Raw genomic sequence first — 26,716 nt, forward strand, 5'->3', positions numbered from 1 at the left:
GGATCAAAAGATCGCAGCCTTCGGCAGCTCCTACGAGGTGACTGCAACAAAAGCTTCATCAACCGCCCTTAAGGTGGCTGCAAAAACCCGCAGGGAGCCTGATGTGAGCCTATTAGAAGACAACCAACCCACCGACCTCGAAAAAATGGTCGGCCTCAGCCGTCGTGGCTTCATCAGCGCCGGCGCCCTCTGCGGTGCGGCGATGTTTCTCGGTGGCAACCTGCTGAGTCGCAGCGTGCTGGCCGCCAGCGTCAGCGCCGGTTCCAGCAAGCTGTTGGGCTTCGACAGCATTGCCGCCGCCACCACCGATACCATCACCCTGCCGCCGGGCTACAAGTCCTCGGTTTTGATTAGCTGGGGTCAGCCTCTGCAAAAGAATGGCCCGGCGTTCGACCCTAGCGGTAACGGCACGGCCCAGGCGCAGGAAGTCCAGTTCGGCGACAACAACGACGGCATGAGCCTGTTCGAATTCCCCGGTGACAAAGACCGGGCGCTGATGGCGATCAACAACGAATACACCAATTACCGCTACCTCTACCCCCACGGCGGCATGCCGCAATCGGCGGAAGATGTGCGCAAGGCCCTGGCCTGCGAAGGCGTGTCAGTGATCGAAGTGCAGCGCAAGAACGGCCAGTGGCAGTTCGTCCAGGGCTCGCGCTACAACCGGCGCATTCACGGTAATGCGCCCATCAAACTGAGCGGCCCCGCAGCGGGTCACGACCTGCTGAAAACCAGTGCCGACAAACACGGCAAGAAAGTCCTCGGCACCTTCCAGAATTGCGCCAACGGCAAAACGCCGTGGGGCACTTATCTGACCTGCGAAGAGAACTTCACCGACTGCTTCGGCAGCAGCAATGCCGAGCAAAAATTCGACGCCGCGCAGAAACGCTACGGCGCAGTGGCAACCAGCAAAGACATCAACTGGCATCAACACGATCCACGCTTTGACCTGGCAAAGAACCCCAACGAGCTCAACCGCCACGGCTGGGTGGTGGAAATCGACCCGTTCGATCCGCAATCGACGCCGGTCAAACGCACCGCGCTGGGCCGCTTCAAACATGAAAACGCTGCCCTGGCCGAAACCAACGACGGTCGCGCCGTGGTGTACATGGGCGACGACGAACGTGGCGAGTTCATCTATAAATTCGTCAGCCGCGACAAGATCAACCACAAAAACCCCAAAGCCAACCGCGATCTGCTGGACCACGGCACCTTGTACGTGGCGCGTTTCGATGCGGGCGACGGCAACGCCGATCATCCGAAAGGCCAGGGCCAGTGGATCGAACTGACCCACGGCAAAAACGGCATCGACGCCAGCAGCGGTTTTGCCGATCAGGCCGAAGTGCTGATTCATGCGCGCCTCGCCGCCAGCGTGGTGAGCGCCACGCGCATGGACCGCCCGGAATGGATCGTCGTCAGCCCCAAGGACGGCCAGGTCTATTGCACCCTGACCAACAACGCCAAGCGCGGCGAAGAAGGCCAACCGGTGGGCGGCCCGAACCCACGCGAGAAGAACGTCTACGGGCAGATCCTGCGCTGGCGCACCGACCGCGACGATCACGGTTCGAATAGCTTTGCCTGGGACCTGTTTGTGGTCGCCGGCAACCCGGGCGTCCACGCCGGCACGCCGAAGGCCGGCTCGTCAAACATCACCCCGCAGAACATGTTCAACAGCCCGGACGGCCTGGGCTTCGACAAGGACGGACGCTTGTGGATTCTGACCGACGGCGACACGAGCAATGCGGGCGACTTCGCGGGCATGGGCAATAACCAGATGCTCTGTGCTGACCCGGCAACCGGTGAGATCCGCCGTTTCATGGTCGGGCCGGTGGGCTGTGAGGTGACGGGGATCAGCTTCTCGCCGGATCAGAAGACCTTGTTTGTCGGGATTCAGCATCCGGGGGAAAACGGCGGTTCGACGTTCCCTGAGCATCTGCCCAACGGCAAGCCACGGTCTTCGGTGATGGCGATTACCCGCGAGGATGGCGGGATCGTCGGCGCCTGACAGGGCCTCTTCGCGGCAAGTCTCGCGCCTACCGTAGGAGCAAGGCTTGCCCGCGAAAGCGTCAGCCCAAACAACTCTTACCTCAAGCCCACCCCCTAAAGATGCCCCGTCTGCGCTACCATGCTTGGCCGGACGCGGCAGCCTGCCGCGCGCAGGAGTCAGCATGGCCCACCCGTTTGAAACCCTCACCCCAGACCTCGTGCTCGATGCCGTCGAAAGCATCGGCTTTCTCAGCGACGCGCGCATTCTGGCGCTCAACAGCTACGAGAACCGTGTCTATCAGGTTGGCATCGAAGACTCCGAGCCGCTGATCGCCAAGTTTTACCGTCCGCAGCGCTGGACCAACGAAGCGATTCTCGAAGAACACCGTTTCACCTTCGAGCTCGCCGAGTGCGATATACCGGTGGTCGCGCCGATGATCCATAACGATGAAAGCCTGCACGAACACAACGGTTTCCGTTTCACCCTGTTCCCTCGCCGTGGCGGCCGCGCTCCGGAGCCGGGCAACCTTGATCAACTGTATCGCCTGGGCCAACTGCTGGGTCGTCTGCATGCGGTCGGTGCTACAAAACCGTTCGAGCATCGTGAAGCGCTAGGGGTGAAGAATTTTGGTCATGACTCGCTGACCACCTTGCTCGAAGGCAATTTCATCCCGCGCAGCCTGCTGCCCGCCTACGAATCCGTGGCCCGCGACCTGCTCAAGCGCGTGGAAGAGGTCTATCAGGCCACGCCACACCAGAACATCCGCATGCATGGCGATTGCCACCCCGGCAACATGATGTGCCGCGACGAGATGTTCCACATCGTCGACCTCGATGACTGCCGCATGGGTCCGGCGGTGCAGGATATCTGGATGATGCTGGCGGGTGACCGTCAGGAATGTCTGGGGCAGTTGTCGGAACTGATGGATGGCTACAGCGAATTCCACGACTTCAATCCGCGGGAACTGGCGCTGATCGAACCGCTGCGCGCCTTGCGGTTGATGCATTACAGCGCCTGGCTCGCCCGCCGCTGGGACGACCCGGCCTTCCCCCGCAGCTTTCCGTGGTTCGGCACCGAGCGCTATTGGGGTGATCAAGTGTTGGCGTTGCGTGAGCAATTGGCGGCGCTGAATGAAGAGCCGTTGAAGCTTTTTTAATTTCAGGATTTCGAGATCAAAAGATCAAAGATCGCAGCCTTCGGCAGCTCCTACGCGCCTTGGGGCGCCGCGATCTTTTGCATTCGGGCACGACACATCTATACAACCTCCTTACAATCCCTTCTTTGTTAGCTGCCTAAGCAAGGATTCTCATGCAAGCCGCCAACCTGCGTCGCGGGTACATTCTGGGCCTGAGTGCCTACATCATCTGGGGATTGTTCCCGCTCTACTTCAAAGCCATCGCCAGCGTGCCCGCCGTGGAGATCATCATCCACCGAGTGCTTTGGTCCGCGTTGTTCGGCGCCTTGCTGCTGCTCGTCTGGAAGCATCCCGGCTGGTGGCGCGAGCTGCGTGAGAATCCACGGCGGCTGGCGATCCTGGCCCTGAGCGGCACGCTGATCGCGGCCAACTGGCTGACTTACGTCTGGTCGGTGAACAATGGACGCATGCTTGAAGCCAGCCTCGGTTACTACATCAATCCATTGGTAAACGTGTTGCTGGGGATGCTGATCCTCGGCGAACGGCTAAGGCGCATGCAGTGGATTGCGGTGGGGCTGGCAGCGGTCGGTGTCGCGCAGCAAGTGTGGCAAGTCGGCAGTCTGCCGTGGGTGTCGCTGGTGCTGGCATTGACCTTCGGCTTCTACGGCCTGATCCGCAAACAGGCGCCGGTCAAGGCGCTGCCGGGGCTGGTGGTGGAAACCTGGATGCTGGTGCCGATTGCTGTCGCCTGGCTGTTGTTCAATCCGACGGCGACCAGCGCGCAAGCCGCATTCTGGACCAGCTCCGAAGCCTGGTGGCTGGTAGCCGCCGGTCCGGTGACGTTGGTGCCGCTGGTGTGTTTCAACGCCGCCGCACGGCACTTGCCCTACACCACCCTCGGTTTTCTCCAGTACCTGGCGCCGACGCTGGTGCTGTTGCAAGCCGTACTGCTGTTTGGCGAACACTTGTCGTCCAGCACGCTGGTGGCGTTCATCTTTATCTGGGCAGGTCTGGCGGTTTACAGCATCGACGCGTGGATAAGTCTGCGCCGCCGCAGCTGATCAGAAAACGTACAAACCTCTACAGGCCACGTCTCCCGTGGCCTGCATCCATCCTTCCCAAGGTTATCCACAGCGTGATCCCCGGCGTTTGTGCGCAAGTCGCTGAAACTGCTGGTTTTTTGATCAGATCCTGAAGAGCCCCGGCCGGCGCGGGCTGGCGGGGTGTCTCTACAGGTTATCCACAGGCAGGTGCACGTATAACTTGGATAACCTGTTCAAGGTTCGCTGCGCAGCACCAATTCGACCATCAGGTCGTCCGCCAGGGTTTCCAGGCGCGATTGCAGCACCTCCAGCGACAAGGTCAAGGGCACCGCAAGAATTGCTTCGGCATGGAACAACGGCTCGCTGCTCATCGGCGCCGGACGCACTTCGGTCACCAGCCGCTCCAGGCTCACCCCTTGCTCACTCAGCAGACGCGTAATGTCTCGCACAATGCCCGGACGATCATTGCCCACCAGTTCCATGGCAATCGGCTTCCAGGTGCAGGATTGTTCGATGCTGCTTTCGGCGATCATCACGCGGATGCCCTGGGTCGACAGTCCCTGTAGGGCGTCTACCAGTTCATCGTAGGCTTCGGCGGGTACGCCTACCCGAAGAATCCCGGCGAACTGCCCGGCCATACGCGACATGCGGCTCTCCAGCCAGTTGCCGCCGTGCTCGGCAATGCATTGGGCAATGCGCTCGACCTGCCCGGGCTTGTCCGGGGCGAATACCGTGAGTACGAGATGGTCCATGGCGCAGCCCTCTTGTCATGACTTTTGTTATGGAAAGGCAAGTATAGGCAAGGCGCTGGTTGTGGCGAGGGGGCTTGCCCCCGTTGGGTCGCGAAGCGGCCCCTTGAGTTTCTCCAGCGTATTCGCATCAGGCGATCTACGACTGCTTCGCAGCCGAACGGGGGCAAGCCCCCTCGCCACAAAAACCCCCTCTCCATAGCAGGGCATCGAAGATTATGTGTACAAGTTTTTATATTTAGCTGGAACAATCCAATGGTTTTTTGAGAACATCCCGTTCCCCGACATGACTGCAATGCGTCATAGGGTCGCAGAACGACGTAATTAGTCTAATTTTCACAACCGCAATTCATCATGTAGTATGCCGCAGCGCGCACTACATAACGTTGGATCGATGTCTGCCGCAGGCACACTCGCAACCCTGAAAGCCCCGTCAGCAAGGCCGCAATGCCGTTGATCGGAACGAACCCAGCCGCCAGCAATGGCATGTACTGGTAGAAGGGTTTGTGGTTTAAATGGCCAGAGGCTTCATTGTTAAATTGAAGAGCTGAAAAGCGAAATAGCTGAGCAGAGTGAGGCAAGCAATGACTGAACACGTTCAAGTCGGTGGCCTGCAGGTCGCCAAAGTCCTGTTCGACTTCGTGAACAACGAAGCCATTCCCGGTACCGGCCTCACCGCCGACACGTTCTGGGGCGGTGCCGACAAGGTCATCCATGACCTGGCGCCGAAGAACAAAGCCCTACTCGCCAAACGCGATGATTTCCAGGCTCGCATTGATGCCTGGCACCAGGCTCGTGCAGGTGTTGCGCACGATGCGGTGGCCTACAAAGCCTTCCTGCAAGACATCGGTTATCTGCTGCCAGAAGCGGCCGATTTCCAGGCAACGACACAAAACGTCGATGACGAAATCGCCCGCATGGCCGGCCCACAGTTGGTGGTGCCGGTAATGAACGCCCGTTTCGCGCTCAACGCCTCGAACGCCCGCTGGGGTTCGCTGTATGACGCGCTCTACGGCACCGACGCCATCAGCGAAGCGGATGGCGCGGAAAAGGGCAAAGGCTACAACAAGGTACGTGGCGACAAGGTCATTGCTTTCGCCCGCGCCTTTCTCGACGAGGCCGCGCCACTGGCTGCCGGTTCCCACGTCGACTCCACCGGCTACAAAATCGTTGACGGCAAACTGGTCGTCGCCCTCAAAGGCGGCAGCAACACTGGCCTGCGCAACGATGCTCAACTGATCGGTTTCCACGGCGATGCGGCGGCTCCGACCGCGATCCTGCTGAAGAACAACGGCCTGCACTTCGAAATCCAGATCGATGCCAGCACCCCGGTCGGCCAGACCGACGCAGCCGGTGTCAAAGACATCCTGATGGAAGCCGCGCTGACCACCATCATGGACTGCGAAGACTCGGTCGCCGCAGTCGATGCCGATGACAAAGTGGTGATCTATCGCAACTGGCTCGGCCTGATGAAGGGCGACCTGTCGGAAGAAGTCTCCAAGGGCGGTCAGACCTTTACCCGCACCATGAACGCCGACCGCACCTACACCGCTCTCGATGGCAGCGAACTGAGCCTGCACGGTCGCTCGCTGTTGTTCGTGCGCAACGTCGGTCACCTGATGACCATTGACGCGATCCTCGACAAAGACGGCAACGAAGTGCCAGAAGGCATTCTCGACGGTCTGGTGACTTGCCTCGCGGCGATCCATAGCCTCAACGGCAACAGCTCGCGCAAGAACAGCCGTACCGGTTCGGTCTACATTGTGAAGCCGAAGATGCACGGCCCGGAAGAAGCCGCGTTCACCAACGAGCTGTTCGGTCGCATCGAGGACGTCCTCGGCCTGCCGCGCAATACGCTGAAAGTCGGGATCATGGACGAGGAGCGCCGTACCACGGTCAACCTCAAGGCCTGCATCAAGGCTGCCAGCGAGCGCGTAGTGTTCATCAACACCGGTTTCCTCGACCGCACGGGCGATGAAATCCACACCTCCATGGAAGCCGGCCCGATGGTGCGCAAGGCCGACATGAAGGCCGAGAAGTGGATCAGTGCCTACGAGAACTGGAACGTCGACATCGGTTTGAGCACCGGCCTGCAAGGTCGTGCCCAGATCGGTAAAGGCATGTGGGCCATGCCCGACCTGATGGCAGCGATGCTGGAACAGAAAATCGCTCACCCATTGGCCGGTGCCAACACCGCCTGGGTTCCATCGCCGACCGCTGCTGCGCTGCACGCGTTGCACTACCACAAGGTCGACGTGTTCGCCCGTCAGGCCGAACTGGCCAAACGTGCGCGTGCTTCGGTGGACGACATCCTGACTATCCCGCTGGCTGTGAATCCGAGCTGGACTGCGGAACAGATCAAGAACGAACTGGACAACAACGCCCAAGGCATTCTCGGTTACGTGGTGCGCTGGATCGACCAGGGCGTAGGTTGCTCGAAAGTGCCGGACATCAACGACGTCGGCCTGATGGAAGACCGTGCGACGCTGCGTATTTCGAGCCAGCACATCGCCAACTGGCTGCGCCACGGCATCGTTACCGAAGCGCAAGTGATGGAAAGCCTCAAGCGCATGGCGCCGGTGGTTGACCGTCAAAACGCCAATGACCCGCTGTACCGCCCGCTGGCACCGAACTTCGACAGCAACATCGCCTTCCAGGCGGCGGTCGAGCTGGTGGTCGAAGGCACTAAACAGCCGAACGGCTACACCGAGCCGGTTCTGCACCGTCGTCGTCGCGAGTTCAAAGCTGCCAATGGCCTTTGAGTAAACGCTGACGCCGGACGTGAAAAAGCCCTGATCGAGAGATCAGGGCTTTTTCATTTACGCTGTCTAGTCCTGAAATAGGTTCACACCTGTTTCAGGACTAGACACGCTGCGGTCCCCTGTGGCGAGGGAGCTTGCTCCCGCTCGACTGCGCAGCAGTCGTAAATCCGGTGTATGCGGTGTATCAGGGACATTGGGATCGCAGTTTTTGGGGCTGCTTCGCAACCCAGCGGGAGCAAGCTCCCTCGCCACCAAAGCTGCCAACCTGGAAGTCCGCGCTACACATCCATCCCCAGCTCATGCTTGACCAGTTCAAGCAATTTTTCGCTATCAATGGGCTTGAGCAGAAAGTCCACGACGTGCAAGTGCATCGCTTCGATCGCATCCTTCACATCGGCATCGCCGGAAACGATGATGATCGGCATCGCCGCACGTGCCGATTCCCGCACCTGGCGGATCAGTTCCAGGCCATCGACATGCCCCATCCGCAGATCGGTAATCACCAGACCGATCGATGGCTTCTCTTCCAGCATTTTGAGCGCCGTTTCGCCACTGGCCGCCGTCATGCAGTGAATGCCATCGAGCCCCAGAATTTCCGACAGCAATTCGCGGGCATCCTTATCGTCATCGACGATCAGCACCCGCTGCGGCGGCAAGTCTGGTTCCAGCATGACGGCGCTGAGCGCTTCGCGCTCGGCATCACTCAAAATATCGTGGTCGGACATGGCGTTCTCAACGTTTTCGATGCGATCCCTGACACAGGGCGTCAGACATCGCTCAGCAGACTTCAATGTGCACTTCGTCGGAAACTTTTCCAATAGACAATGTAGGAGGTTTTTCCCACCGTTGTGTCAGACATTTCCCATATTCCGGCCGCTGCACTGCCTACCTAGACTTACGTCCAATGGGCACCCTGCCCGCAGGGGTCGACCATGCCTGGAACGATCTGAAACAACGATCCGACACAACAATCAGAAAAAGACTGCGGTAATGGTTATGAGTAAAGCGGACGCCTTCACCCAGGCAGGGAAAACCGCGGTGTTGCAGAACATCCAGGGCACTTTGCAATTCCTGCAGCGCTTCCCCCCCTTCAATCAGATGGAAAACGCTCACCTGGCCTATCTGGTGGAGCAATGCCAGCTGCGTTTTTATGCCCCCGGCGAGAGCATCATCAAACCCGCCGATGGCCCGATCGAGCATTTCTACATCGTCAAACAGGGCCGGGTCGTGGGGGAGCGCCCGCACACGGCCAAGGGCGGCACCGAAACCACTTTCGAAATCACCACCGGCGAGTGCTTTCCCCTTGCCGCGCTGCTGGGCGAACGTGCAACCCGCACCGAACATCTGGCGGCCGAAGATACCTTTTGCCTACAGCTGAATAAGCTCGCGTTCATCAAACTGTTCGCACTGTCCAATCCGTTCCGTGACTTTGCCCTACGTGGTGTCAGCAGCTTGCTGGACCAGGTCAATCAGCAAGTCCAGCAAAAAGCCGTGGAAACCCTCGGCACCCAGTATTCGCTCAATACCCGGCTGGGCGAATTGGCCATGCGTCACCCGGTTACCTGCAGCCCGATCACACCCCTGCGTGAAGCGGTGACGCTGATGCACGATCAGCAAGTCGGCAGCATTGTGGTGGTCGATGAGCAAAAGGCGCCGCTGGGCATTTTCACTCTGCGCGACTTGCGGCATGTGGTGGCCAACGGCACCAGTGATTTCAATGAATCCATCGAGCGGCACATGACCCCGGCACCGTTTTACCTGACGCCGGACCACAGTGCCTTCGACGCAGCGATCGCCATGACCGAGCGACACATCGCCCACGTCTGCCTGGTCAAGGACCAGCGCCTGTGCGGCGTAGTTTCGGAGCGCGACCTGTTTTCCCTGCAAAGGGTCGATCTGGTGCACCTGGCGCGGACCATTCGCAGTGCCCAACGGGTAGAGAACCTGGTGGCGATCCGCGGCGAGATTGGCCAATTGGTCGAGCGGATGCTGGCCCACGGCGCGTCCTCGACGCAGATCACCCATATCATCACCCTGCTCAACGACCATACCGTGTGCCGGGTGATCGAACTGGCCTTGGCGGAGAAAGGTGACCCCGGCGTGCCGTTCAGTTGGCTTTGCTTCGGCAGCGAAGGCCGCCGCGAGCAGACGCTGCACACCGATCAGGACAACGGCATTCTGTTCGAAGCTCGCGATGCGGCCCACGCCGCCGAGATTCGCGGCAAGTTGCTGCCCATCGCCCAGCAGGTCAATCAGAGCCTCGCACTGTGCGGCTTTACCTTGTGCAAAGGCAACATCATGGCCGGCAACCCCGAGCTGTGTTTGTCCCGGATCGAGTGGGCACGACGCTTTGCAGCGTTTATCCGCGAGGCGACACCGGAAAACCTGCTGGGGTCGAGTATCTATTTCGATCTGCGCGTGGTCTGGGGGGATGAGCGAGGCTGTGAGCAACTGCGCCGGGGCATTCTCGATCAGGTCGGCGACAACCGGTTGTTCCAGCGCATGATGGCCGAGAACGCCCTGCGCAACCGTCCGCCCGTAGGGCGTTTCCGAGAATTCGTCCTGGCGCGCAAGAATGGCGAGAAAGCCACCCTCGACCTGAAACTCCAGGGCCTGACTCCATTCGTCGACGGCGCGCGAGTGCTGGCCCTGGCCCACGGCATCGATGCCAACAACACCTTGGAGCGCTTTCGCCAATTGGTGGAAAAAGAGGTCATCGATCAGCTGGACGGCGCGGCCTATGAAGAGGCGTACCACTTCATCCAGCAAACCCGCATGCAGCAACATCAGCTACAGACCCGGGAGAACTTGCCCTACTCCAACCGAGTCGATCCCGACAGCCTCAATCATCTGGACCGACGCATCCTGCGTGAATCCCTGCGCCAGGCCCAACGCCTGCAAAGCAGCCTGACCCTGCGGTATCAGTTATGAGCCTGTTTTCATGGCTGCGCCCGGCCAGTCCCGTTTTGTCCGGTGAACTGCAACAACGTCTGGAGCGCTTGCCGACCGTGGCCGAGCTGAGTGACTGCAGCCTGCGCGAGCAACGCTGGGTGGTGCTCGACCTGGAAACCACTGGACTGAATCTGAACAAGGATCGGCTGCTGTCCATCGGAGCCGTGGTGATCGAGGATGGGGCGATCGACTTCAGCCAGCAGTTCGAGCGCACGCTGCAATGCACCGAACTCAAACTCGGCCCCAGCGTGTTGATTCATGGGCTGGGCCCGAGCGCCATTGCCGCGGGCAGCGACCCGGCGCAAGCCTTGCTCGAGTTCATGGAGTTTGTCGGCGACAGTCCGGTGTTGGCCTTTCATGCGCCGTTCGACCAGCACATGCTCGGGCGTGCACTGAAAGAGCATCTGGGTTACAAGTTGCAGCATCCGTTTCTGGACGTGGCGGACATCGCCCCGCTGCTTTGTCCCCAGGCGCACTTTCGCGAGGCGGGGCTGGACGAGTGGATCGACTGGTTCAAGCTGGAGGTCTTCGAGCGGCATAACGCCAGCGCCGATGCCTTGGCGACGGCGGAGCTGATGCTGATTTTGTTCAGCCGGGCGCGGCAGCAACAGATTCATAGCCCGTTGAACCTGCAGCAGCGGCTGAGTCAGTGGAAGCGGCGGCGGCAAGCGCCTTCGTTCTGACCTGTGGCGAGGGGGCTTGTCGGACCGCCGCACCGCCCCGTTGGGTCGTGAAGCGGCCCCCTGCATTTCGCCATATAGACCGCATTCGGCGGTTTTACGACTGCTGCGCAGCCGAACGGGGGCAAGCCCCCTCGCCACAAGCTCGCACACACTCAAACACCAAAGCGCTATGCTCCCGACACTGCCCATGATCGAGATGCCGACATGTCCACCCCCAGCATGACCTTGTTCCACAACCCTGCCTCGCCCTTTGTTCGCAAAGTCATGGTGCTGCTGCACGAGACCGGTCAAACCAACCGCGTGGCGCTGCAAGCCAGCCAGCTCACGCCGGTCAGCCCGGATCCGGCTCTCAACGAAGACAACCCGTTGGGCAAGATTCCTGCGCTGCGCCTGGCCGACGGCAATGTGTTGTACGACAGCCGGGTGATCCTCGATTACCTCGATCACCAGCACGTCGGCAATCCGCTGATTCCTCGTGAAGGCTCGGCGCGCTGGCGGCGCTTGACCCTGGCCTCTCTGGCAGACGGGATCATGGATGCCGCAGTGATGGTTCGCTATGAAGTGGCCCTGCGCTCACCGGAGAAACATTGGGACGCATGGCTCGACGGTCAACGCGACAAGATTCGTCGCGCCCTGGCGCTGTTGGAGGCCGATGCGATTGCCGAGCTGACCAGCCATTTCGATGTGGCAGCGATCAGTGTGGCCTGTGCCTTGGGTTATCTGGATTTGCGCCATCCGGATCTGGAATGGCGCAAGGAAAATCCAAAGTTGGCCGAGTGGTATTTCGAAGTGAGTCAGCGGCCTTCGATGATCGCGACGATGCCTAAGGTTTGATCTTTGGTCGGCCATGCCGGCCTCAGAAGATCGCAGCCTTCGGCAGCTCCTACGCCGAACGCGTGCTCCTGTGGGAGCTGCCGCAGGCTGCGATCTTTTGATCTCTGTGCAAACAACCTGGCAATCCGCGTCGCCAACACCTCACCCACACGCTGATCCTCGCGCAACCCCAACCACCGGCTCATTCCACGGCACCTATATCAAAGTCCAAGGGCTTCGCGGTTTTCTGCCCGATCCCGTACCAGTCCAGCTTGCGGGTCAGCACCATGAACACACCCAGTAGCCCGAACAACAGCAGCGAGCCCATCAACAGCGCGTAATCCTCGGCGCTCAACAAGCCGTAAAGCAGCCCGTATAACGCCGCCAACCCCGCCGAAAAGCTCAAACCGTGACGCACGCTGCGCAGCACATGGCAGACATAAAAACCGATCAACGCCACACAGCTACTCGCCGACAGCAGATACGCCAGGGCAAAGCCGATGTGTTCGGACAGCGACAGCAACAACAGGTAGAAGAACGCCAGCGCCACACCCACCAAGGCGTACTGCACCGGGTGCACCGCCAGGCTTTTCAGCACTTCGAAGAGGAAGAAACCGGCGAAGGTCAGGACGATGAACAGCAATGCGTATTTGATTGCCCGATCGCTTTTCAGGTACTGGTCCACCGGGTCGATGAAACTCACGCCGAAACTGCGACCGCTGAACGCCTCGCACTGACCACCGGACACGCAACTGTTCAACGCCTCTTGCAGGTTGGTGGAGAAAAACGAGGTCTGCCAATTGGCCGTAAAGCCCTGATCGGTGATTTCCCGCTGGGCCGGCAGGTAATTGCCGATGAAGCTGGGATGAGGCCAATTGGCGGCCAGTGACACCTTGCTGGTCTTGCCCACCGGCAGAACCTGCAACTGGCCGGTGCCTTGCAGACGCAAGTCAAAACCGAAGGCCAGCTCCGTAGCCTGTTGGGTTTCCAGCGCCGGCAACGTCACATGCACACCCTCGCCCAACCAGCCCACCTGGCTACCCGGTACAAAATCCAGCTTCTGGCCATTGAGTTCGAGTTTCAGCGCATTCTCGATGCCGCGGATGTCGCTGATGCCAACGGCCAGGAACGGCTGATCGAAGCGGTAATCGGCGAAGTCCTCCTTGATGCCCAGTTGTGCCGGAACCGAAAAATGCCCGCTGATGCGGTTATCGGCATGGAACAGTCGCGCCTCGTAGATACCCCGGGCGCGCAGCTCGGTCTGGACCTGGCCGTCGAGTTCGAAACGCTCCGGCAGGAAATACAAACGCCCACGCTCCTCGCCGACATCCTGATAACGCTGGTTGGTTTTTTCGTTGGTTTTCCAGGTACGCACCGTCTTGCGATAAGGCACCACCATCAGCGGGCCGCTCAATTGCTGGCTGTAACTGGAACTGCGGGCGATGTCTTCGAGCACACCGTCACGCAGTTGCTGGCGCTCCTGGATCACGCCGTTGATCATCAGCAACGGGATCAGCAGCAACAGAATCAGCAGGGCAATTGCCCCGAGTTTTAGGGTCAGGCTTCGGTTCATGGGACTCTCCCTGTTTGGATGGAGAGAGTCTGGATCGGGTATGTGGGAGATTTGTGGGGCGAATGTGGAGAGTGTGTGGAGTTTACGCTCGGCGTAGGAGCTGACGAAGGCTGCGATCTTCAGCGGCCTGAAGGCAACCGCAAACGCACTTGAACACCGCCGTCGACGTTGCCGATACTCATCACACCACCATGCAACTTGACCACTTCCTCAACGAAATTGAGCCCCAAACCGGTGCTCTTGCGTCCACTGTCCGGACGCGGCAGTGAGTAGAAGCGCTCGCTCAAGCGTGGCAACGCATAGTCGGGAATCGCTTCGGCCTGGTTGAACAGCCTGAACTCGATCTGCTCACCGACTCGTTCGGCACACAATCGCAGCACGCCATACGCCTGGGTGAAGTCCAAGGCATTCTCCAGCAGATTGCCCAGCGCCTGGCGCAATAGGAACGGCTCGCCAAGCAGATTCAGATCCGCTGCAATTTGCCGTTCCACACGCAATTGCTTGCCTTCGATTCGCGCAGCCTGCGCGTTCAACAGTTCTTCCACCAGGCCCGCCAATGGCACCGCCACCCGCTCCTCCAATCCTTGGCGTTGTTCAACCTGCGCCAGATTCAGCAGTCGCTCGATCAACTGCTGCATGCGCGCACTTTCGCTGTCGATGTTACTGACGAAGCGCTGCTGCTGGGCCGGCGGCATTTCGCCTTGCAGCAGCTCCGCCGCGCCGCGAATCGCCGCCAGCGGGCTTTTCAATTCATGGGTCAGGGTGTGCACATAACGCTCGACGTAGGCTTTGCCCTCGAGTTGGGTACGCATGTGCTCCAGCGCCGTGGCCAGTTGCTCCAGCTCGCCGCCGCGGTAATGCGGCACCTCGACCCGTCGACCTTCGCTGACGGCCTGGGCATAAGCCGTCAACCGCCGCAGTGCCGCGCTCAGCCACCAGGACAACAGCGCACCGAACAACAAACCGAGGCCAATCAATCCGGCGCCATACGTCAGCAATCGCCGTTCGGTGCGATCGACGTAAGGCTGCAGTGAGCTGTTGGGTTTGGCCACGGTCACCACGCCGATGATCTGGCCGTTGTCGCGAATCGGTGCCCCGACGTGCATCACCGACGAGTTCGAGTCATCGGGGTTGCTGCGCGTCGAACGCGCGCCGTACTCGCCACGCAGAGTCAGGTAGACGTCGTTCCAGCGCGAGTAGTCCTGGCCCACCGCAATCCCGCTGGAATCCAGCACCACAATGCCCTTGGCATCGGTGACGTAAATGCGGTGATTGACCTGATTCTTCGACAGGCCCCAGATTTTCGCCTTCGGTTGCCGCTCGCCATAAGCCTTGAGCAACTCGGGCCAGCGGTTCTGGCTGAGGGTGCCGGCCTTGAAGTCGTCGCGCAGGATCTCGGCCATCAGGTTGGCGGTGTCCACCAGGGTTTCTTCAGTGGACTGGCGCACACCGGGGCGGACTTCTTCCATCACGGTGTTGAGCACGAAGTAGCCGGTCAGGCCGATGAACAGCACGTAGACCAGAAAAATCCGGATCCCCAGTGACATCAGCTGTGCCCCGGGCTGTAGCTGTAGCCGAGGCCGCGATGAGTCTGGATCGGCTCGGCGTCGGCCTTCACCAGGCGCAACTTGGCGCGCACGCTCTTGATATGGCTGTCGATGCTGCGCTCGTAACCGGCATCGGCGGACACACCCAGCGCATCGAGCAATTGCTCGCGACTGAAGACTCGCTCAGGTTGTTCCAGCAGGCATTGCAGCAAACGAAACTCATGGCGAGTCAGGCTCAGCGGCTGGTTGCGATAGCTGATCTGCACCCGTTCGCCGTCGATGCGAAACAGCGCTGAAGCCACCTCCGACATCTCCGCCACCGGTCGTGGCGCCATGCGCTTGAGAATCGCCCGGACCCGCGCCGCCACTTCCCGAGGGCTGAACGGCTTGACCACGTAGTCGTCGGCGCCGATTTCCAGGCCCACCACGCGGTCGATCTCGGCGTCACGTGCACTGAGGAACATCACCGGCACTTCGCTGAAACGCCGCAATTGCTTGCAGGTCTCGAAGCCGCTGATATCCGGCAGGCCGATATCGAGAATGATCAGGTCGGCCGGCGTGGCGCGCTGATGTTCGAGCGCCGCCGCGCCAAGGCTCAACCAGGTGGTGGTAAAGCCCTCGCCCTGCAAGGCGAAAATCAGGGTGTCGGCAATCGCCGCTTCGTCTTCGACAATCAGGATATGAGGCATGGCGTCCGAGCCCGCTGGTTAAGTGGACGAACGGTGCCCCAAGGCTGATTCGCCGTCAATCAGCAGTCGGGTTTGTCGGCTGTAAAGCGACGCGCCGGGTTCACTGCCGCGCCAAACTCGCGCAGGGCTTTGGCGCCGATCAGCAACGGGTAATTGAAGCTGCTGCGGTCGGTGAGGTTGACCTCGACGGTGCGCTTGACGTTGCCCAGGCACAGTTCCAGATCGACCACTGGGCGCTTGGTCACTTCGCTCACGGCCTTGTCTTCATCTTCTTCATCGGCACGGTTCTTGATCTTGCTGATACGCGCGACCTTGTGTTCATAGACCTTGTTGCTCGCGCCTTTGGTGGCGAGGCGAAAGCGCACCCACTCGTCGCCGTCGCGGGTGAAGGTTTCGATGTCTTTGGCCGACAGCGATGCGGTCAGGGCACCGGTGTCCATTTTGGCCTTGAGGACTTCACCGCCGATTTCCGGCAGCGCGATGTATTCGTAACGCCCGTAAAGGGTCGGCTCAGCGGCCAGAACCGGCAAGGTCACGAGGGCAAGCAGTGCAAGGAGAGATTTCACGTAAGGGGCTTCCTTGAGGATGTGGACGCATGGCCGAATTCTAGACCGCAAAAAACAACGATAGTTGGACCACTTCCCACTTTTGTGGCGAGGGAGCTTGCTCCCGTTCGGGTGCGCAGCACTCGTAAAACCGTTGCCTGCGGTACACCTGAAAATCGCGGTGCCTGGTTTTGGGGCCGCTACGCAGCCCAGCGGGAGCAAGCTCCCTCGCCACAAAGGCAATTGTCGATACGTCGAGAGCATATCGCCGCAAAGGTGAAACATTCGTTATCGGTGATTTGGCCTGTCACCCGAAGCTGCTTATCATGGCGCGCCCACACGCTTTCAAGAGTTATCTATGCGCCGCCTGCTCACCGGCTGTTTCGTTACCCTGCTGCTATTGCTTAACACGCTGGTCCTGTTCGGGCCTTTGATGGTGTTCGCGCTGCTCAAACTGCTCCTGCCCGGGCGCTTTCGCGATTACGCCTCGTGGGCGGTGATGTGGATTGCCGAGACCTGGGCCGAGATCGACAAGCTGATCTTCCGCCTGTGCATTCCCACCCAATGGGATATTCGCGGCGGCGATGAGCTGCGCGGCGACACCTCGTATCTGGTGATCGGTAACCATCAGTCCTGGGTCGATATCCCGGCGCTGATCCAGGCACTGAACCGGCGCACGCCGTTCTTCAAGTTCTTCCTCAAGAAAGAATTGATCTGGGTGCCATTCCTGGGCCTGGCCTGGTGGGCGTTGGACTATCCGTTCATGAAGCGCTACAGCAAGGCGTTCCTGAAGAGGCACCCGGAGCTGGCCGGCAAGGACCTGGAGATCACCAAACAAGCCTGCGAGTTGTACAAGCGCCAGCCAGTGACGGTGGTCAATTATCTGGAAGGCACCCGCTACACCGCAGCGAAAAGCGCCCAACAACAGTCACCGTTCACCCACCTGCTCAAGCCAAAGGCAGGCGGCGTGGCGTTTGTGCTGGCGGCGATGGGCGAACAGCTGGACGCCATTCTCGATGTGACGGTGGTGTATCCGCAGCAGAAGATCCCGGGGTTCTGGGATTTGCTCAGTGGCAACGTGCCCAAGGTGATCATCGACATCCACACCCGCGAACTGGACCCGGCACTGTGGCAAGGCGATTACGAAAACGATCCGGTGTTTCGCGAAACAATCCAGAACTGGGTCAACCAGCTCTGGATCGAGAAGGACCGGCGCATCCAGGCACTACGCGCCGAGGGCTGACTCAGCTACCGGCGCCTGTGCCCCAGATCCCGCCGAGGTTTTGCAGCAACGAACCGGCAACGCCTTGCTGACCGAGGTATTGCAGGATCACCGGGGCAAACACGCCGACCATCCCGGTGTCCATGCCCAGGGCGCTGAAGGCGTTGTTCAGGTCCTTGGTGTCCTTGACGTTACCCAGTAAGCCATCGAGCAACGCATTCTTGTCTGAACCCGCACCAAGTAGCCCACCCAAGCCAGTCAGCCCACTGATCGCGCTGTTGCCGGCGATCTGAGCGAGGCCCGGCACGGTTTTGCTCAGTTCGGAGAAGTCCTGGCCGCTGAGCTGATTCCGCGCCAGCCCCAACATCGCACCGGCGCCACCGATGGCCTGTTCCGGGGTGATGTCGAGCTGCGAGCCCAGGGTATTGAGCAAACCGGCCGCCTTGGGCGCCGCCGCCACGATGCCATCGACATCATCGGCCTCGACACCCTCGACATCCTCGTCGTCCTGCATCGATGACACCGCCTTGACCGCATCGCTGAGGCTTAACTGTGCAAAGGCCGGGCTGGCGGCCAGCGTCGTCAACGAAGCGACAACCATGAGCGATGCCAGTGCAAAACCGCGTGAAACGTTCATCCAGACATCCTCTTGTGCCATGAAAAACCGCCCGGTAACGGGAGCGGCAAAACTGCCGATTGGACCGGGTATCCGGAGGCATGTTCCTTGTCTAGTTCGCTTATTTCATATTCGAATAATTAAGCTACTAACGATTCGAAAACAGCATAAAAAACTATCAAATCTGACAGTAGGCACAAAAAGGAAAGCCCACCAGCATTGGCACTCCAATTACGTAATGGAGTACTAAATAATGCAAAGCAAAATTGCGGTGGGTGTGTTTGCAATGATGGCGCTGATGGGCAATGTTTATGCAGCAGACGTCAGCACCTGCCCTAAAGTGGGTGATATCAAATCATCGCCTTATACAAGTGACGACAAGAATATTCCCGCCCCTTTCAATGAAGGTTACAAATACACCGCGACCGCCAATGGCAAAACATGGACTGGCGTCACAATGGCTACCAACGATGATTATCTGGCCAAAAAATACGAACTGAAAGCCGAAAGCTTTGATGGCTCCATCTGCAGCTACGGCGGCAAAACGTTAGTAGAGAATGGCGAGACAGCGGTTCCTTATCTGAAGCTCAAGGCAAGCTAATGCCGGGTACCTTTTACTGAGTACCTTTGATTCATATAAAAAACGGGCGACCCAAGGGCCGCCCGTTTTTTTACTTATGCCGCACTAAACAACTTGTGCGGATCGATCACAAACTTCTTCGGCACGCCGGCATCGAACTCGCCGTAACCCCGTGGCGCATCATCCAGGCTGATGACTTCCACACCGACGATGTCGGCAATCTTGATGCGGTCCCACATGATCGCCTGCATCAGCTGGCGGTTGTACTTCATCACTGGCGTCTGGCCGGTGTGGAAGCTGTGGGATTTGGCCCAGCCCAGGCCGAAGCGGATGCTCAGGCTGCCCATTTTCGCGGCAGCGTCCACTGCACCCGGATCTTCGGTGACGTACAGGCCAGGAATACCGATTTTGCCAGCGACGCGAACCACGCCCATCAGCGAGTTGAGTACGGTGGCCGGAGCCTCGTGCTTCACGCCGGCATGGCCGTGACCGCGAGCTTCGAAGCCTACGGCATCGACGGCGCAGTCCACTTCCGGTTCGCCCAACAGTGCAGCGATTTGTTCGTGCAGCGGGGTGTCTGTCGACAGGTCAGCGATTTCGAAGCCCTGAGCCTTGGCATGGGCCAGGCGGATCGGGTTGACGTCACCGATGATCACCACCGCAGCACCCAGCAGGCGAGCGGAAGCGGCAGCTGCCAGGCCAACCGGGCCGGCGCCGGCGACGTACACGGTGCTGCCAGGGCCAACGCCGGCAGTCACTGCGCCGTGGTAACCGGTCGGCAGGATGTCGGAGAGACAGGTCAGGTCACGGATTTTTTCCATGGCCCGGTCGCGATCTGGAAGTTTCAGCAGGTTGAAGTCGGCATACGGCACGAACGCGTATTCAGCCTGGCCACCGGTCCAGTCACCCATGTCGACATAACCATAGGCACCGCCCGGACGCGCCGGGTTAACGCTCAGGCAGACGCCAGTATGTTGCTCTTTGCACGAACGGCAACGGCCACAGGCAACGTTGAAAGGTACCGACACCAAGTCGCCGATCTGCAGGTTCTCGACACCGCTACCCTTCTCGATCACTTCACCCGTGATCTCGTGGCCCAGCACCAGACCGGTCTGAGCGGTGGTACGACCGCGCACCATGTGCTGATCGGAACCACAGATGTTGGTGGAAACTACGCGCAGGATGACACCGTGCTCGATCTTCCTGCCGCGCGGGTCCTGCATTTTGGGATAGTCGATTTTCTGTACTTCGACCTTGCCTGCGCCGAGATACACCACACCACGATTACCAGACATGCTTTCACCTCGCTGTTGTTTTTATGTAGCGGTCGCGTCGCCAGGAAGCGGCGGCGCGTTGATTGCTCGATAAATCAAAAGATCGTCCGAACGCGGCCCGAACCTTCGGCAGCGTCTACAGAGGCAGGCGATCTTTTCAGGCAGTAAAAACGCTAGAGAACAACTGTCCTGTTAGCGTTAAGGAACACGCGTCTTTCAATGTGATAACCCACGGCCCGCGCCAACGTCAGCCCTTCGATATCCCGCCCCTTGGCGATCAAGTCTTCGGGATAGTGGCTGTGATCCACGGCTTCCACGCCCTGGGCGATGATCGGACCTTCATCCAGATCGTTGTTGATGTAATGCGCCGTGGCGCCGACCAGTTTCACGCCTTTGTTGTAGGCCTGGTGATACGGCTTGGCGCCCTTGAAGCCCGGCAGCAGGGAGTGGTGAATGTTGATCGCCTTGCCGTCGAGTTTGCGGCACAGCTCTGGCGACAGAACCTGCATGTAGCGGGCAAGGATCACCAGCTCGGCGCCGGCCTCTTCGATCACCTGCCAGACCTGGCGCTCTTGCGATGGTTTGTCGTTGGGGTCCAGCGGAAAGTGGTAGTACGGAATCTGGTGCCAGTCGGCCAACGGCTTGAGGTCCGGGTGGTTGGAGACCACCGCGACCACGTCCATCGACAACTGGCCGATGCGCTGGCGGTAGAGCAAGTCGTTGAGGCAGTGATCGGCCTTGGAGACCATGATCACCACTTTTGGCCGGTAGTTCGGCGGGGTCAGCTCGAAGACCATCCCGAAGGCGGCACCACGCTCCGCCAGGCCTGCGCGGAAGGCTTGTTCGTCGAAAGCGTCGGGTTGCCGAAACTCCACTCGGATGAAGAAACGGCCTGAGAGCCGGTCATCAAAGGAGTGGTGCTCGGTGACGTAGCAGCCCTGCTCGAACAGAAAGCGGGTCACCGCATCCACGGTGCCGAGGACGCTTGGGCAGTCGGCGGTCAGAATCCATGTGTCTGGGGCGCGGCTCATAGTGCGGTGACTCCTGCTGCAACATCTGTGATCAGAGAGAACTCTGTGGCGAGGGAGCTTGCTCCCGCTGGGTTGCGAAGCGACCCCAAAATCAACATCCGCATTCCTGCAGAAGGAACGCGGAGGCAGGGTTTACGACTGCTGCGCAGCCGAGCGGGAGCAAGCTCCCTCGCCACAAAAGCAGTCACAAACCTAATTACGCCTGGACGCTAAGCCCGTACTCAGCCGCCGCATCCTGCAACCACAACCACCAGTAATCCGAGAAGCTGCGGCGAATCAGCAGTTCCCAGGTGTCTTCTGCGGTATGGCGGATCATCAGTTGCGATTTGGCGAACACCGTGCCAACAGCCTTGCCCACCGGGAAGTTGTTGGGGTGCACGTCGTAGCTGGTGGATTTCATCAGCACTTGACGTACGTTCGGGCCGCTGAGTTCGAGGATCTGCTGGCCACCGCTGACGTTGACGATCTGAATGTGCAGGTCGCCCAGCGCTTCACGGAGTTTTTTCTCGGCGGCGAATTCTTCACCGGTCGGCACGATCAGCAGCCATTCATCCGGCCCCATCCATTGCAGGCTGGTTTCGCCTTTGATGATCACGGTCAGCGCACCTGGCAATTCGATGCCAAGGGCCTTGTGCACACCAGCAGCGAACGCGGCGTCGTGGCCATCGCCACGGATGGTCAGGTGACCGAGGAGTTTTTTCTCACGCACGATCACGCCGGCGTTTTTGCGACCCTTGCCCACCAGGCTGGCGAGGTCGGCGTGATGCAGCGACGACTCGGCCTTGGCCCCAGTGGTTGGGCGTTGTTGGTAAACATTGGCTGCGGTCATAAAGCACCTGTCCTGAATTCTTTGTCGCCCCCCGCGCCTGGCGCGGGGGGTGATCGATTACACGTTCTGGCGATCGCCTTTCGGATCGAAGAACACCGAAGAAACGATTTCCGCCTCGATCACGCTGCCGTCGGCCAGCGGTGCGAACACCCGCTCACCCATGCGCTTCAAGCCGCCTTTCACCACGCCCATGGCAAACGAATAGCCCAGGGAGTTGTGCAGGTAACTGGAAGTCACGTGGCCCACCATGGTCATCGGGATGGCTTGCTTGGTGTTGAACACCAGTTGAGCACCTTCCGGCAACCATTTGGTCGGATCGATCGGCTTCAGGCCAACCAGCTGTTTGCGCTGATCACGCACGCAGTCTTCACGGTTCATGCCACGCCAGCCGATCCACGAGAACGGTTTGGTGCGACCGACACACCAGCCCATGTTCAGGTCGTCCGGGGTCATCGAACTGTCAGTGTCCTGACCGACGATGATGAAGCCCTTCTCGGCCCGCAGTACGTGCATGGTTTCAGTGCCATATGGCGTCAGGTTGTACTTCTTGCCAGCATCGACAATTTTTTCCAGCACGCCCATCGCATAGTCGGCCTGCACGTTGACTTCGTACGACAGCTCACCGGTAAACGAAATCCGGAAAATCCGCGCCGGCACGCCACCGACCAGGGCTTCTTTCCAGGTCATGAACGGGAAGGCTTCGTTGCTCAGGTCGGCGTCGGTGACTTCGCTGAGCAGCTTGCGGCTGTTCGGCCCGGACAGGGTCATGGTTGCCCAGTGATCCGTCACGGAAGTGAAGTACACCTTCAGGTCTGGCCATTCGGTCTGGTGGTAGATTTCCAGCCATTGCAGCACGCGCGCAGCGCCGCCGGTGGTGGTGGTCATCACGAAATGGTTGTCGGCCAGGCATGCAGTCACGCCGTCGTCGAACACCATGCCGTCTTCTTTACACATCAGGCCGTAGCGCGCCTTGCCCACGTCGAGCTTGGTCCAGGCGTTGGTGTAGATACGGTTGAGGAACTCGCGGGAGTCCGGGCCCTGGATGTCGATCTTGCCCAGGGTCGAAGCGTCCAGCAGGCCGACGCTGTCGCGCACGGCTTTGCATTCGCGCTTGACCGCGGCATGCAGGTCTTCACCGTTTTTCGGGAAGTACCAAGGACGTTTCCACTGACCGACGTCTTCGAACTCGGCGCCGTTCTTCACGTGCCAGTGATGCAGCGCGGTGAAGCGAACCGGCTCGAAGATGTGCCCACAGTGACGACCGGCCACGGCGCCGAAAGTCACCGGCGTGTAGTTCGGGCGGAACATGGTGGTGCCCATCTGCGGGATGGTCACGTTCAGCGAACGGGCGGCGATGGCCAAGCCGTTGACGTTGCCGAGCTTGCCCTGATCGGTGCCAAAGCCCAGTGCGGTGTAGCGCTTGACGTGCTCGACCGATTCGAAACCTTCGCGGGTCGCCAGTTCGATGGCGGCTGCGGTGACGTCGTTCTGCAGGTCGACGAATTGCTTCGGCGCACGGGCAGTGGCTTTTTCGTGAGGCACCTGGAACAGCGCCAGCGTCGGCTCTTCGAGTCGGCTCAGGGCTTTGGGCAGTACGCCTTCGACCTTGCCGAAACCAGCTTCGCTGGCAGCGCGAGCACCGCCTTCAAAACCATCGGCCAACGAATCGCCGAGGCTGTAGACGCCGTTGATGCCACCGACGCACACGCGTTTCTGCGGTGCTTCGCCCGGTACGAAACCGAGGATGTCTTCACGCCAGATCGGCTTGCCACCCAGGTGCGAAGCCAGGTGAACCACTGGGCTGTAACCGCCGGAACTGGCGACCAGGTCGCAATCGAGCCATTCGCCCGGGCTGGTCACGGTGTGTGCTTTTACATCAATCGCTGCAACGCGAGCGGCGGTCACGTGCTTGCTGCCACGGGCCTCGATCACGGCGCTGCCGGTCAGGATGCGAATGCCTTTGGCGCGCGCTTCTTCCACCAGCGCACCGCGAGGGTTGCTGCGGGCGTCGGCGATGGCCACCACTTGCAGGCTGGCGTCGAGCCAGTCCAGGGCAACGCGGTAGGCGTGGTCGTTGTTGGTCGACAGCACCAGTTTCTTGCCCGGTGCCACGCCATAGCGACGTACATAAGTCGACACAGCGCCGGCGAGCATGTTGCCCGGCACGTCGTTGTTGCCGTAAACCAGTGGACGCTCGTGGCTACCTGTCGCCAGCACCACGCGCTTGGCGCGAACCCGGTGGATGCGCTGACGCACCTGGCCGATCGGAGCGCGGTCGCCGAGGTGATCGGTGAGGCGCTCGTGAATGGTCAGGAAGTTATGGTCGTGGTAACCGTTGACCGTGGCGCGCGGCAACAGCAGCACGTCAGGGGTGTTTTTCAGCTCGGCGATGACGCTGGCAACCCACTCGGTAGCTGGTTTGCCATCGAGGCTTTCGCGGGAGTCGAGCAGGCTACCACCAAACTCTTCCTGCTCATCGGCCAGGATCACACGGGCGCCGCTGCGGGCAGCCGCCAGTGCAGCCGCCAGACCCGCAGGGCCAGCGCCGACGATCAGCACGTCGCAGTGCTGGTTCATGTAGTCGTAGGTGTCCGGATCGTTCTCGGTCGGCGAACGGCCAAGACCGGCTGCCTTACGAATGTACTTCTCGTAAGTCATCCAGAACGATTGCGGGTACATGAAGGTTTTGTAGTAGAAGCCCGGTGGCATCAGCTTGCCGCCGACCTTGCCGAGAATCCCCATCATGTCGTTGTTCACGCTTGGCCAGCCGTTGGTGCTGGTGGCGACCAGGCCTTGATACAGCGCTTGTTGCGTGGCGCGTACGTTCGGGATCTGCGTGGCTTCGGTCGCACCGATCTGCAGCACGGCGTTCGGCTCTTCGGCACCGGCGGCGAAGATGCCGCGTGGGCGCGAATACTTGAAGCTGCGGCCGACGATATCGACACCGTTGGCCAGCAAGGCTGCGGCCAGCGAGTCGCCTTCAAAACCTTTGTAGACCTGGCCGTTGAAGGTGAAACTCAGCACTTTGTTGCGGTCGATGCGTCCGCCGTTGGACAGGCGATTGATCTGGCTCATACCTTCTCTCCCAGAGCCGTGGCGGCCGCTTTCGGGCTGTCGGTCTTGTCGGTGAACTGCGGCTTGGTGCCGATCTTGTAGGTTTCGAGAATCTCGTAGGTCACGGTGTCACGGGTCACGTTGAAGTACTGACGGCAACCGGCGACGTGATCCCACAGTTCGTGGTGCAGACCGCGAGGGTTATCGCGGAAGAACATGTAGTCGCCCCACTCCTCGTCGGTGCAGCTGTTCGGATCCAGTGGACGCGGGATGTGCGCCTGGCCGGATGCATGGAATTCCTCTTCGGAGCGCAGTTCGCCACAGTGAGGACAGAAGATATGCAACATAGGGATTTCTCCTGTTAGTGGGCGACTGCTGCAGCGCCGTGTTCGTCGATCAACGCACCGCTGTGGAAGCGGTCGATGGAGAAAGGTGCAGCCAATGGGTGCATTTCACCCTTGGCCAGGCTTGCGGCAAACACGTTGCCCGAGCCAGGTGTAGCCTTGAAGCCACCGGTACCCCAACCGCAGTTGAAGAACATGTTCGGTACCGGAGTCTTCGAGATGATCGGGCACGCATCCGGCGTGGTGTCGACGATGCCGCCCCACTGACGGTTCATGCGTACGCGCGACAGCACCGGGAACATCTCGACGATGGCCTGGATGGTGTGCTCGATCACCGGGTACGAACCACGCTGGCCATAGCCGTTGTAGCCGTCGATACCGGCGCCGATCACCAGGTCGCCCTTGTCGGACTGGCTGATGTAACCGTGTACGGCGTTGGACATGATCACGCTGTCGATAATCGGCTTGATCGGCTCGGACACCAGCGCTTGCAGCGGGTGCGATTCGATCGGCAGGCGGAAACCGGCGAGTTTGGCCATGTGCCCGGAGTTACCGGCAGTCACCACGCCGACGCGCTTGGCGCCGATGAAGCCCTTGTTGGTTTCAACACCGATGCACACACCGTTTTCCTTACGGAAACCGATCACTTCGGTCTGCTGGATCAGGTCCACGCCCAAGGCGTCGGCGGCACGGGCAAAGCCCCACGCCACGGCATCGTGACGGGCCACGCCGCCGCGACGCTGGACGGTAGCGCCCATCACCGGGTAGCGGGTGTTCTTGGAGCAGTCGAGGTACGGGATCTCGTCTGCCACTTGCTTGGCATCGAGCAGTTCGCCGTCCACGCCGTTGAGGCGGTTGGCGCTGACCCGACGCTCGGAATCACGAATGTCCTGCAGGGTGTGGCACAGGTTGTAGACGCCACGCTGGGAGAACATCACGTTGTAGTTCAGGTCCTGGGACAGGCCTTCCCACAATTTCATCGCGTGTTCGTACAGGTGCGCCGACTCGTCCCACAGGTAGTTGGAACGCACGATGGTGGTGTTGCGCGCGGTGTTACCGCCGCCCAGCCAGCCTTTCTCGACCACGGCCACGTTGGTGATGCCGTGCTCCTTGGCCAGGTAGTAGGCGGTCGCCAGACCATGCCCGCCACCGCCGACGATGACTACGTCGTAGACCTTTTTCGGGGTCGGTGTACGCCACATGCGCTGCCAGTTTTCATGGTGGCTGAGGGAGTGTTTGAAGAGGCCGAAGCCCGAATAGCGTTGCATAGTCATTTACTCCAAAACCG

Annotated in this window: 22 protein-coding genes; 9 read left to right on the forward strand and 13 right to left on the reverse strand. The window is 60.1% G+C overall.

Translation table 11 applies throughout. The features are described from left to right. Positions 1-103: 103 nt before the first annotated feature. The 3 genes from ACCC96_RS26385 to rarD all read left to right on the forward strand — a co-directional run bounded on the left by ACCC96_RS26385 (position 104) and on the right by rarD (position 4,183). Positions 104-2,005 (forward strand): PhoX family protein, encoded by a 1,902-nt coding sequence (locus ACCC96_RS26385; protein WP_413697355.1) that lies wholly within the window; start codon positions 104-106, stop codon positions 2,003-2,005. Between the two features lie 163 nt (positions 2,006-2,168). After that, a complete protein-coding gene (locus tag ACCC96_RS26390) occupies positions 2,169-3,143 on the forward strand; it encodes a serine/threonine protein kinase (protein WP_019650305.1) in 975 nt (324 codons plus the stop codon). 152 nt (positions 3,144-3,295) lie between these two features. After that, the gene (gene rarD / locus ACCC96_RS26395) at positions 3,296-4,183 is read left to right on the forward strand and encodes an EamA family transporter RarD (protein ID WP_019580701.1); all 888 of its coding nucleotides are present in this window, start codon (positions 3,296-3,298) and stop codon (positions 4,181-4,183) included. Positions 4,184-4,398: 215 nt separating this feature from the next. Here the strand turns inward: rarD and ACCC96_RS26400 are convergent, their stop codons facing one another. Further along, positions 4,399-4,917 carry a glycine cleavage system protein R gene (locus ACCC96_RS26400; protein ID WP_007936467.1) on the reverse strand — a complete coding sequence of 173 codons (519 nt, stop codon included), beginning with the start codon at positions 4,915-4,917 and terminating at the stop codon, positions 4,399-4,401. Between the two features lie 581 nt (positions 4,918-5,498). Here ACCC96_RS26400 and ACCC96_RS26405 point away from each other — a divergent pair. Continuing rightward, entirely contained in the window at positions 5,499-7,676 is a 2,178-nt protein-coding gene (locus ACCC96_RS26405) for a malate synthase G (RefSeq protein ID WP_258671362.1), read from the forward strand. Between the two features lie 278 nt (positions 7,677-7,954). Here ACCC96_RS26405 and ACCC96_RS26410 read toward each other — a convergent pair whose 3' ends face one another. Beyond that, a complete protein-coding gene (locus ACCC96_RS26410) occupies positions 7,955-8,401 on the reverse strand; it encodes a response regulator (RefSeq protein ID WP_413697356.1) in 447 nt (148 codons plus the stop codon). Between the two features lie 265 nt (positions 8,402-8,666). Between ACCC96_RS26410 and ACCC96_RS26415 the strand changes: the two genes are divergently transcribed. The 3 genes from ACCC96_RS26415 to ACCC96_RS26425 all read left to right on the forward strand — a co-directional run bounded on the left by ACCC96_RS26415 (position 8,667) and on the right by ACCC96_RS26425 (position 12,145). Then, entirely contained in the window at positions 8,667-10,607 is a 1,941-nt protein-coding gene (locus ACCC96_RS26415; protein ID WP_349747378.1) for a putative nucleotidyltransferase substrate binding domain-containing protein, read from the forward strand. Next, entirely contained in the window at positions 10,604-11,311 is a 708-nt protein-coding gene (locus tag ACCC96_RS26420) for a PolC-type DNA polymerase III (protein WP_413697357.1), read from the forward strand. Before ACCC96_RS26415 ends, ACCC96_RS26420 begins: the two co-directional genes overlap by 4 nt. A 204-nt stretch (positions 11,312-11,515) precedes the next feature. Further along, entirely contained in the window at positions 11,516-12,145 is a 630-nt protein-coding gene (locus ACCC96_RS26425; RefSeq protein WP_413697358.1) for a glutathione S-transferase, read from the forward strand. A 181-nt stretch (positions 12,146-12,326) separates the two neighbouring features. Here ACCC96_RS26425 and creD read toward each other — a convergent pair whose 3' ends face one another. The 4 genes from creD to ACCC96_RS26445 form a co-directional block, all read right to left on the reverse strand. Next, positions 12,327-13,697, reverse strand: a complete 1,371-nt coding sequence (gene creD / locus ACCC96_RS26430) for a cell envelope integrity protein CreD (protein WP_019650300.1) — start codon at positions 13,695-13,697, stop codon at positions 12,327-12,329. A 119-nt stretch (positions 13,698-13,816) separates the two neighbouring features. Further along, positions 13,817-15,244, reverse strand: coding sequence for a two-component system sensor histidine kinase CreC (gene creC / locus ACCC96_RS26435; protein ID WP_413697359.1), 1,428 nt, complete (start codon positions 15,242-15,244; stop codon positions 13,817-13,819). Next, on the reverse strand, positions 15,244-15,933 hold the full coding sequence (creB, locus tag ACCC96_RS26440; RefSeq protein WP_258671374.1) for a two-component system response regulator CreB: 690 nt from the start codon (positions 15,931-15,933) through the stop codon (positions 15,244-15,246). Before creB ends, creC begins: the two co-directional genes overlap by 1 nt. Before the next feature lie 59 nt (positions 15,934-15,992). Then, entirely contained in the window at positions 15,993-16,499 is a 507-nt protein-coding gene (locus ACCC96_RS26445; RefSeq protein ID WP_018928803.1) for an ATP-dependent zinc protease, read from the reverse strand. Positions 16,500-16,836: 337 nt separating this feature from the next. Between ACCC96_RS26445 and ACCC96_RS26450 the strand changes: the two genes are divergently transcribed. Then, positions 16,837-17,721: an acyltransferase gene (locus tag ACCC96_RS26450; RefSeq protein ID WP_413697360.1), complete on the forward strand. Its 885-nt coding sequence runs from the start codon at positions 16,837-16,839 to the stop codon at positions 17,719-17,721. A gap of 1 nt (position 17,722) precedes the next feature. On the opposite strand, the gene ACCC96_RS26455 is transcribed toward ACCC96_RS26450, so the two are convergent. Then, positions 17,723-18,337: a DUF2780 domain-containing protein gene (locus ACCC96_RS26455; protein ID WP_019650295.1), complete on the reverse strand. Its 615-nt coding sequence runs from the start codon at positions 18,335-18,337 to the stop codon at positions 17,723-17,725. 232 nt (positions 18,338-18,569) lie between these two features. Here ACCC96_RS26455 and ACCC96_RS26460 point away from each other — a divergent pair, with 232 nt between their 5' ends. Continuing rightward, positions 18,570-18,917, forward strand: coding sequence for a hypothetical protein (locus ACCC96_RS26460; RefSeq protein ID WP_258671377.1), 348 nt, complete (start codon positions 18,570-18,572; stop codon positions 18,915-18,917). Between the two features lie 74 nt (positions 18,918-18,991). On the opposite strand, the gene fdhA is transcribed toward ACCC96_RS26460, so the two are convergent. The 6 genes from fdhA to ACCC96_RS26490 all read right to left on the reverse strand — a co-directional run bounded on the left by fdhA (position 18,992) and on the right by ACCC96_RS26490 (position 26,696). Further along, positions 18,992-20,191 (reverse strand): formaldehyde dehydrogenase, glutathione-independent, encoded by a 1,200-nt coding sequence (fdhA, locus tag ACCC96_RS26465; protein WP_019580688.1) that lies wholly within the window; start codon positions 20,189-20,191, stop codon positions 18,992-18,994. A 152-nt stretch (positions 20,192-20,343) separates the two neighbouring features. Continuing rightward, positions 20,344-21,201: a formyltetrahydrofolate deformylase gene (purU, locus tag ACCC96_RS26470; RefSeq protein ID WP_018928799.1), complete on the reverse strand. Its 858-nt coding sequence runs from the start codon at positions 21,199-21,201 to the stop codon at positions 20,344-20,346. Between the two features lie 196 nt (positions 21,202-21,397). Continuing rightward, positions 21,398-22,030: a sarcosine oxidase subunit gamma gene (locus ACCC96_RS26475; protein ID WP_019580687.1), complete on the reverse strand. Its 633-nt coding sequence runs from the start codon at positions 22,028-22,030 to the stop codon at positions 21,398-21,400. Positions 22,031-22,087: 57 nt separating this feature from the next. After that, entirely contained in the window at positions 22,088-25,105 is a 3,018-nt protein-coding gene (locus ACCC96_RS26480) for a sarcosine oxidase subunit alpha (RefSeq protein ID WP_019650294.1), read from the reverse strand. Beyond that, on the reverse strand, positions 25,102-25,431 hold the full coding sequence (locus ACCC96_RS26485) for a sarcosine oxidase subunit delta (RefSeq protein WP_007907563.1): 330 nt from the start codon (positions 25,429-25,431) through the stop codon (positions 25,102-25,104). Before ACCC96_RS26485 ends, ACCC96_RS26480 begins: the two co-directional genes overlap by 4 nt. Before the next feature lie 14 nt (positions 25,432-25,445). Continuing rightward, positions 25,446-26,696 (reverse strand): sarcosine oxidase subunit beta, encoded by a 1,251-nt coding sequence (locus tag ACCC96_RS26490; protein ID WP_007936415.1) that lies wholly within the window; start codon positions 26,694-26,696, stop codon positions 25,446-25,448. Between the last annotated feature and the right edge of the window lie 20 nt (positions 26,697-26,716).

The sequence above is a fragment of the Pseudomonas sp. Pseusp11 genome (assembly GCF_047304405.1).
Classification (GTDB): domain Bacteria; phylum Pseudomonadota; class Gammaproteobacteria; order Pseudomonadales; family Pseudomonadaceae; genus Aquipseudomonas.

What these genes read in the sequence shown, in the direction of transcription:
- ACCC96_RS26390 (WP_019650305.1), top strand. Translation starts at nt 2,169, where the DNA reads ATGGCCCACCCGTTTGAAACCCTCACCCCAGACCTCGTGCTCGATGCC.
- rarD (WP_019580701.1), top strand. Translation starts at nt 3,296, where the DNA reads ATGCAAGCCGCCAACCTGCGTCGCGGGTACATTCTGGGCCTGAGTGCC.
- ACCC96_RS26400 (WP_007936467.1), bottom strand. Translation starts at nt 4,917, where the DNA reads ATGGACCATCTCGTACTCACGGTATTCGCCCCGGACAAGCCCGGGCAG.
- ACCC96_RS26405 (WP_258671362.1), top strand. Translation starts at nt 5,499, where the DNA reads ATGACTGAACACGTTCAAGTCGGTGGCCTGCAGGTCGCCAAAGTCCTG.
- ACCC96_RS26410 (WP_413697356.1), bottom strand. Translation starts at nt 8,401, where the DNA reads ATGTCCGACCACGATATTTTGAGTGATGCCGAGCGCGAAGCGCTCAGC.
- ACCC96_RS26415 (WP_349747378.1), top strand. Translation starts at nt 8,667, where the DNA reads ATGGTTATGAGTAAAGCGGACGCCTTCACCCAGGCAGGGAAAACCGCG.
- ACCC96_RS26420 (WP_413697357.1), top strand. Translation starts at nt 10,604, where the DNA reads ATGAGCCTGTTTTCATGGCTGCGCCCGGCCAGTCCCGTTTTGTCCGGT.
- ACCC96_RS26425 (WP_413697358.1), top strand. Translation starts at nt 11,516, where the DNA reads ATGTCCACCCCCAGCATGACCTTGTTCCACAACCCTGCCTCGCCCTTT.
- creD (WP_019650300.1), bottom strand. Translation starts at nt 13,697, where the DNA reads ATGAACCGAAGCCTGACCCTAAAACTCGGGGCAATTGCCCTGCTGATT.
- creC (WP_413697359.1), bottom strand. Translation starts at nt 15,244, where the DNA reads ATGTCACTGGGGATCCGGATTTTTCTGGTCTACGTGCTGTTCATCGGC.
- creB (WP_258671374.1), bottom strand. Translation starts at nt 15,933, where the DNA reads ATGCCTCATATCCTGATTGTCGAAGACGAAGCGGCGATTGCCGACACC.
- ACCC96_RS26450 (WP_413697360.1), top strand. Translation starts at nt 16,837, where the DNA reads ATGCGCCGCCTGCTCACCGGCTGTTTCGTTACCCTGCTGCTATTGCTT.
- ACCC96_RS26455 (WP_019650295.1), bottom strand. Translation starts at nt 18,337, where the DNA reads ATGAACGTTTCACGCGGTTTTGCACTGGCATCGCTCATGGTTGTCGCT.
- ACCC96_RS26460 (WP_258671377.1), top strand. Translation starts at nt 18,570, where the DNA reads ATGCAAAGCAAAATTGCGGTGGGTGTGTTTGCAATGATGGCGCTGATG.
- fdhA (WP_019580688.1), bottom strand. Translation starts at nt 20,191, where the DNA reads ATGTCTGGTAATCGTGGTGTGGTGTATCTCGGCGCAGGCAAGGTCGAA.
- purU (WP_018928799.1), bottom strand. Translation starts at nt 21,201, where the DNA reads ATGAGCCGCGCCCCAGACACATGGATTCTGACCGCCGACTGCCCAAGC.
- ACCC96_RS26475 (WP_019580687.1), bottom strand. Translation starts at nt 22,030, where the DNA reads ATGACCGCAGCCAATGTTTACCAACAACGCCCAACCACTGGGGCCAAG.
- ACCC96_RS26480 (WP_019650294.1), bottom strand. Translation starts at nt 25,105, where the DNA reads ATGAGCCAGATCAATCGCCTGTCCAACGGCGGACGCATCGACCGCAAC.
- ACCC96_RS26485 (WP_007907563.1), bottom strand. Translation starts at nt 25,431, where the DNA reads ATGTTGCATATCTTCTGTCCTCACTGTGGCGAACTGCGCTCCGAAGAG.
- ACCC96_RS26490 (WP_007936415.1), bottom strand. Translation starts at nt 26,696, where the DNA reads ATGCAACGCTATTCGGGCTTCGGCCTCTTCAAACACTCCCTCAGCCAC.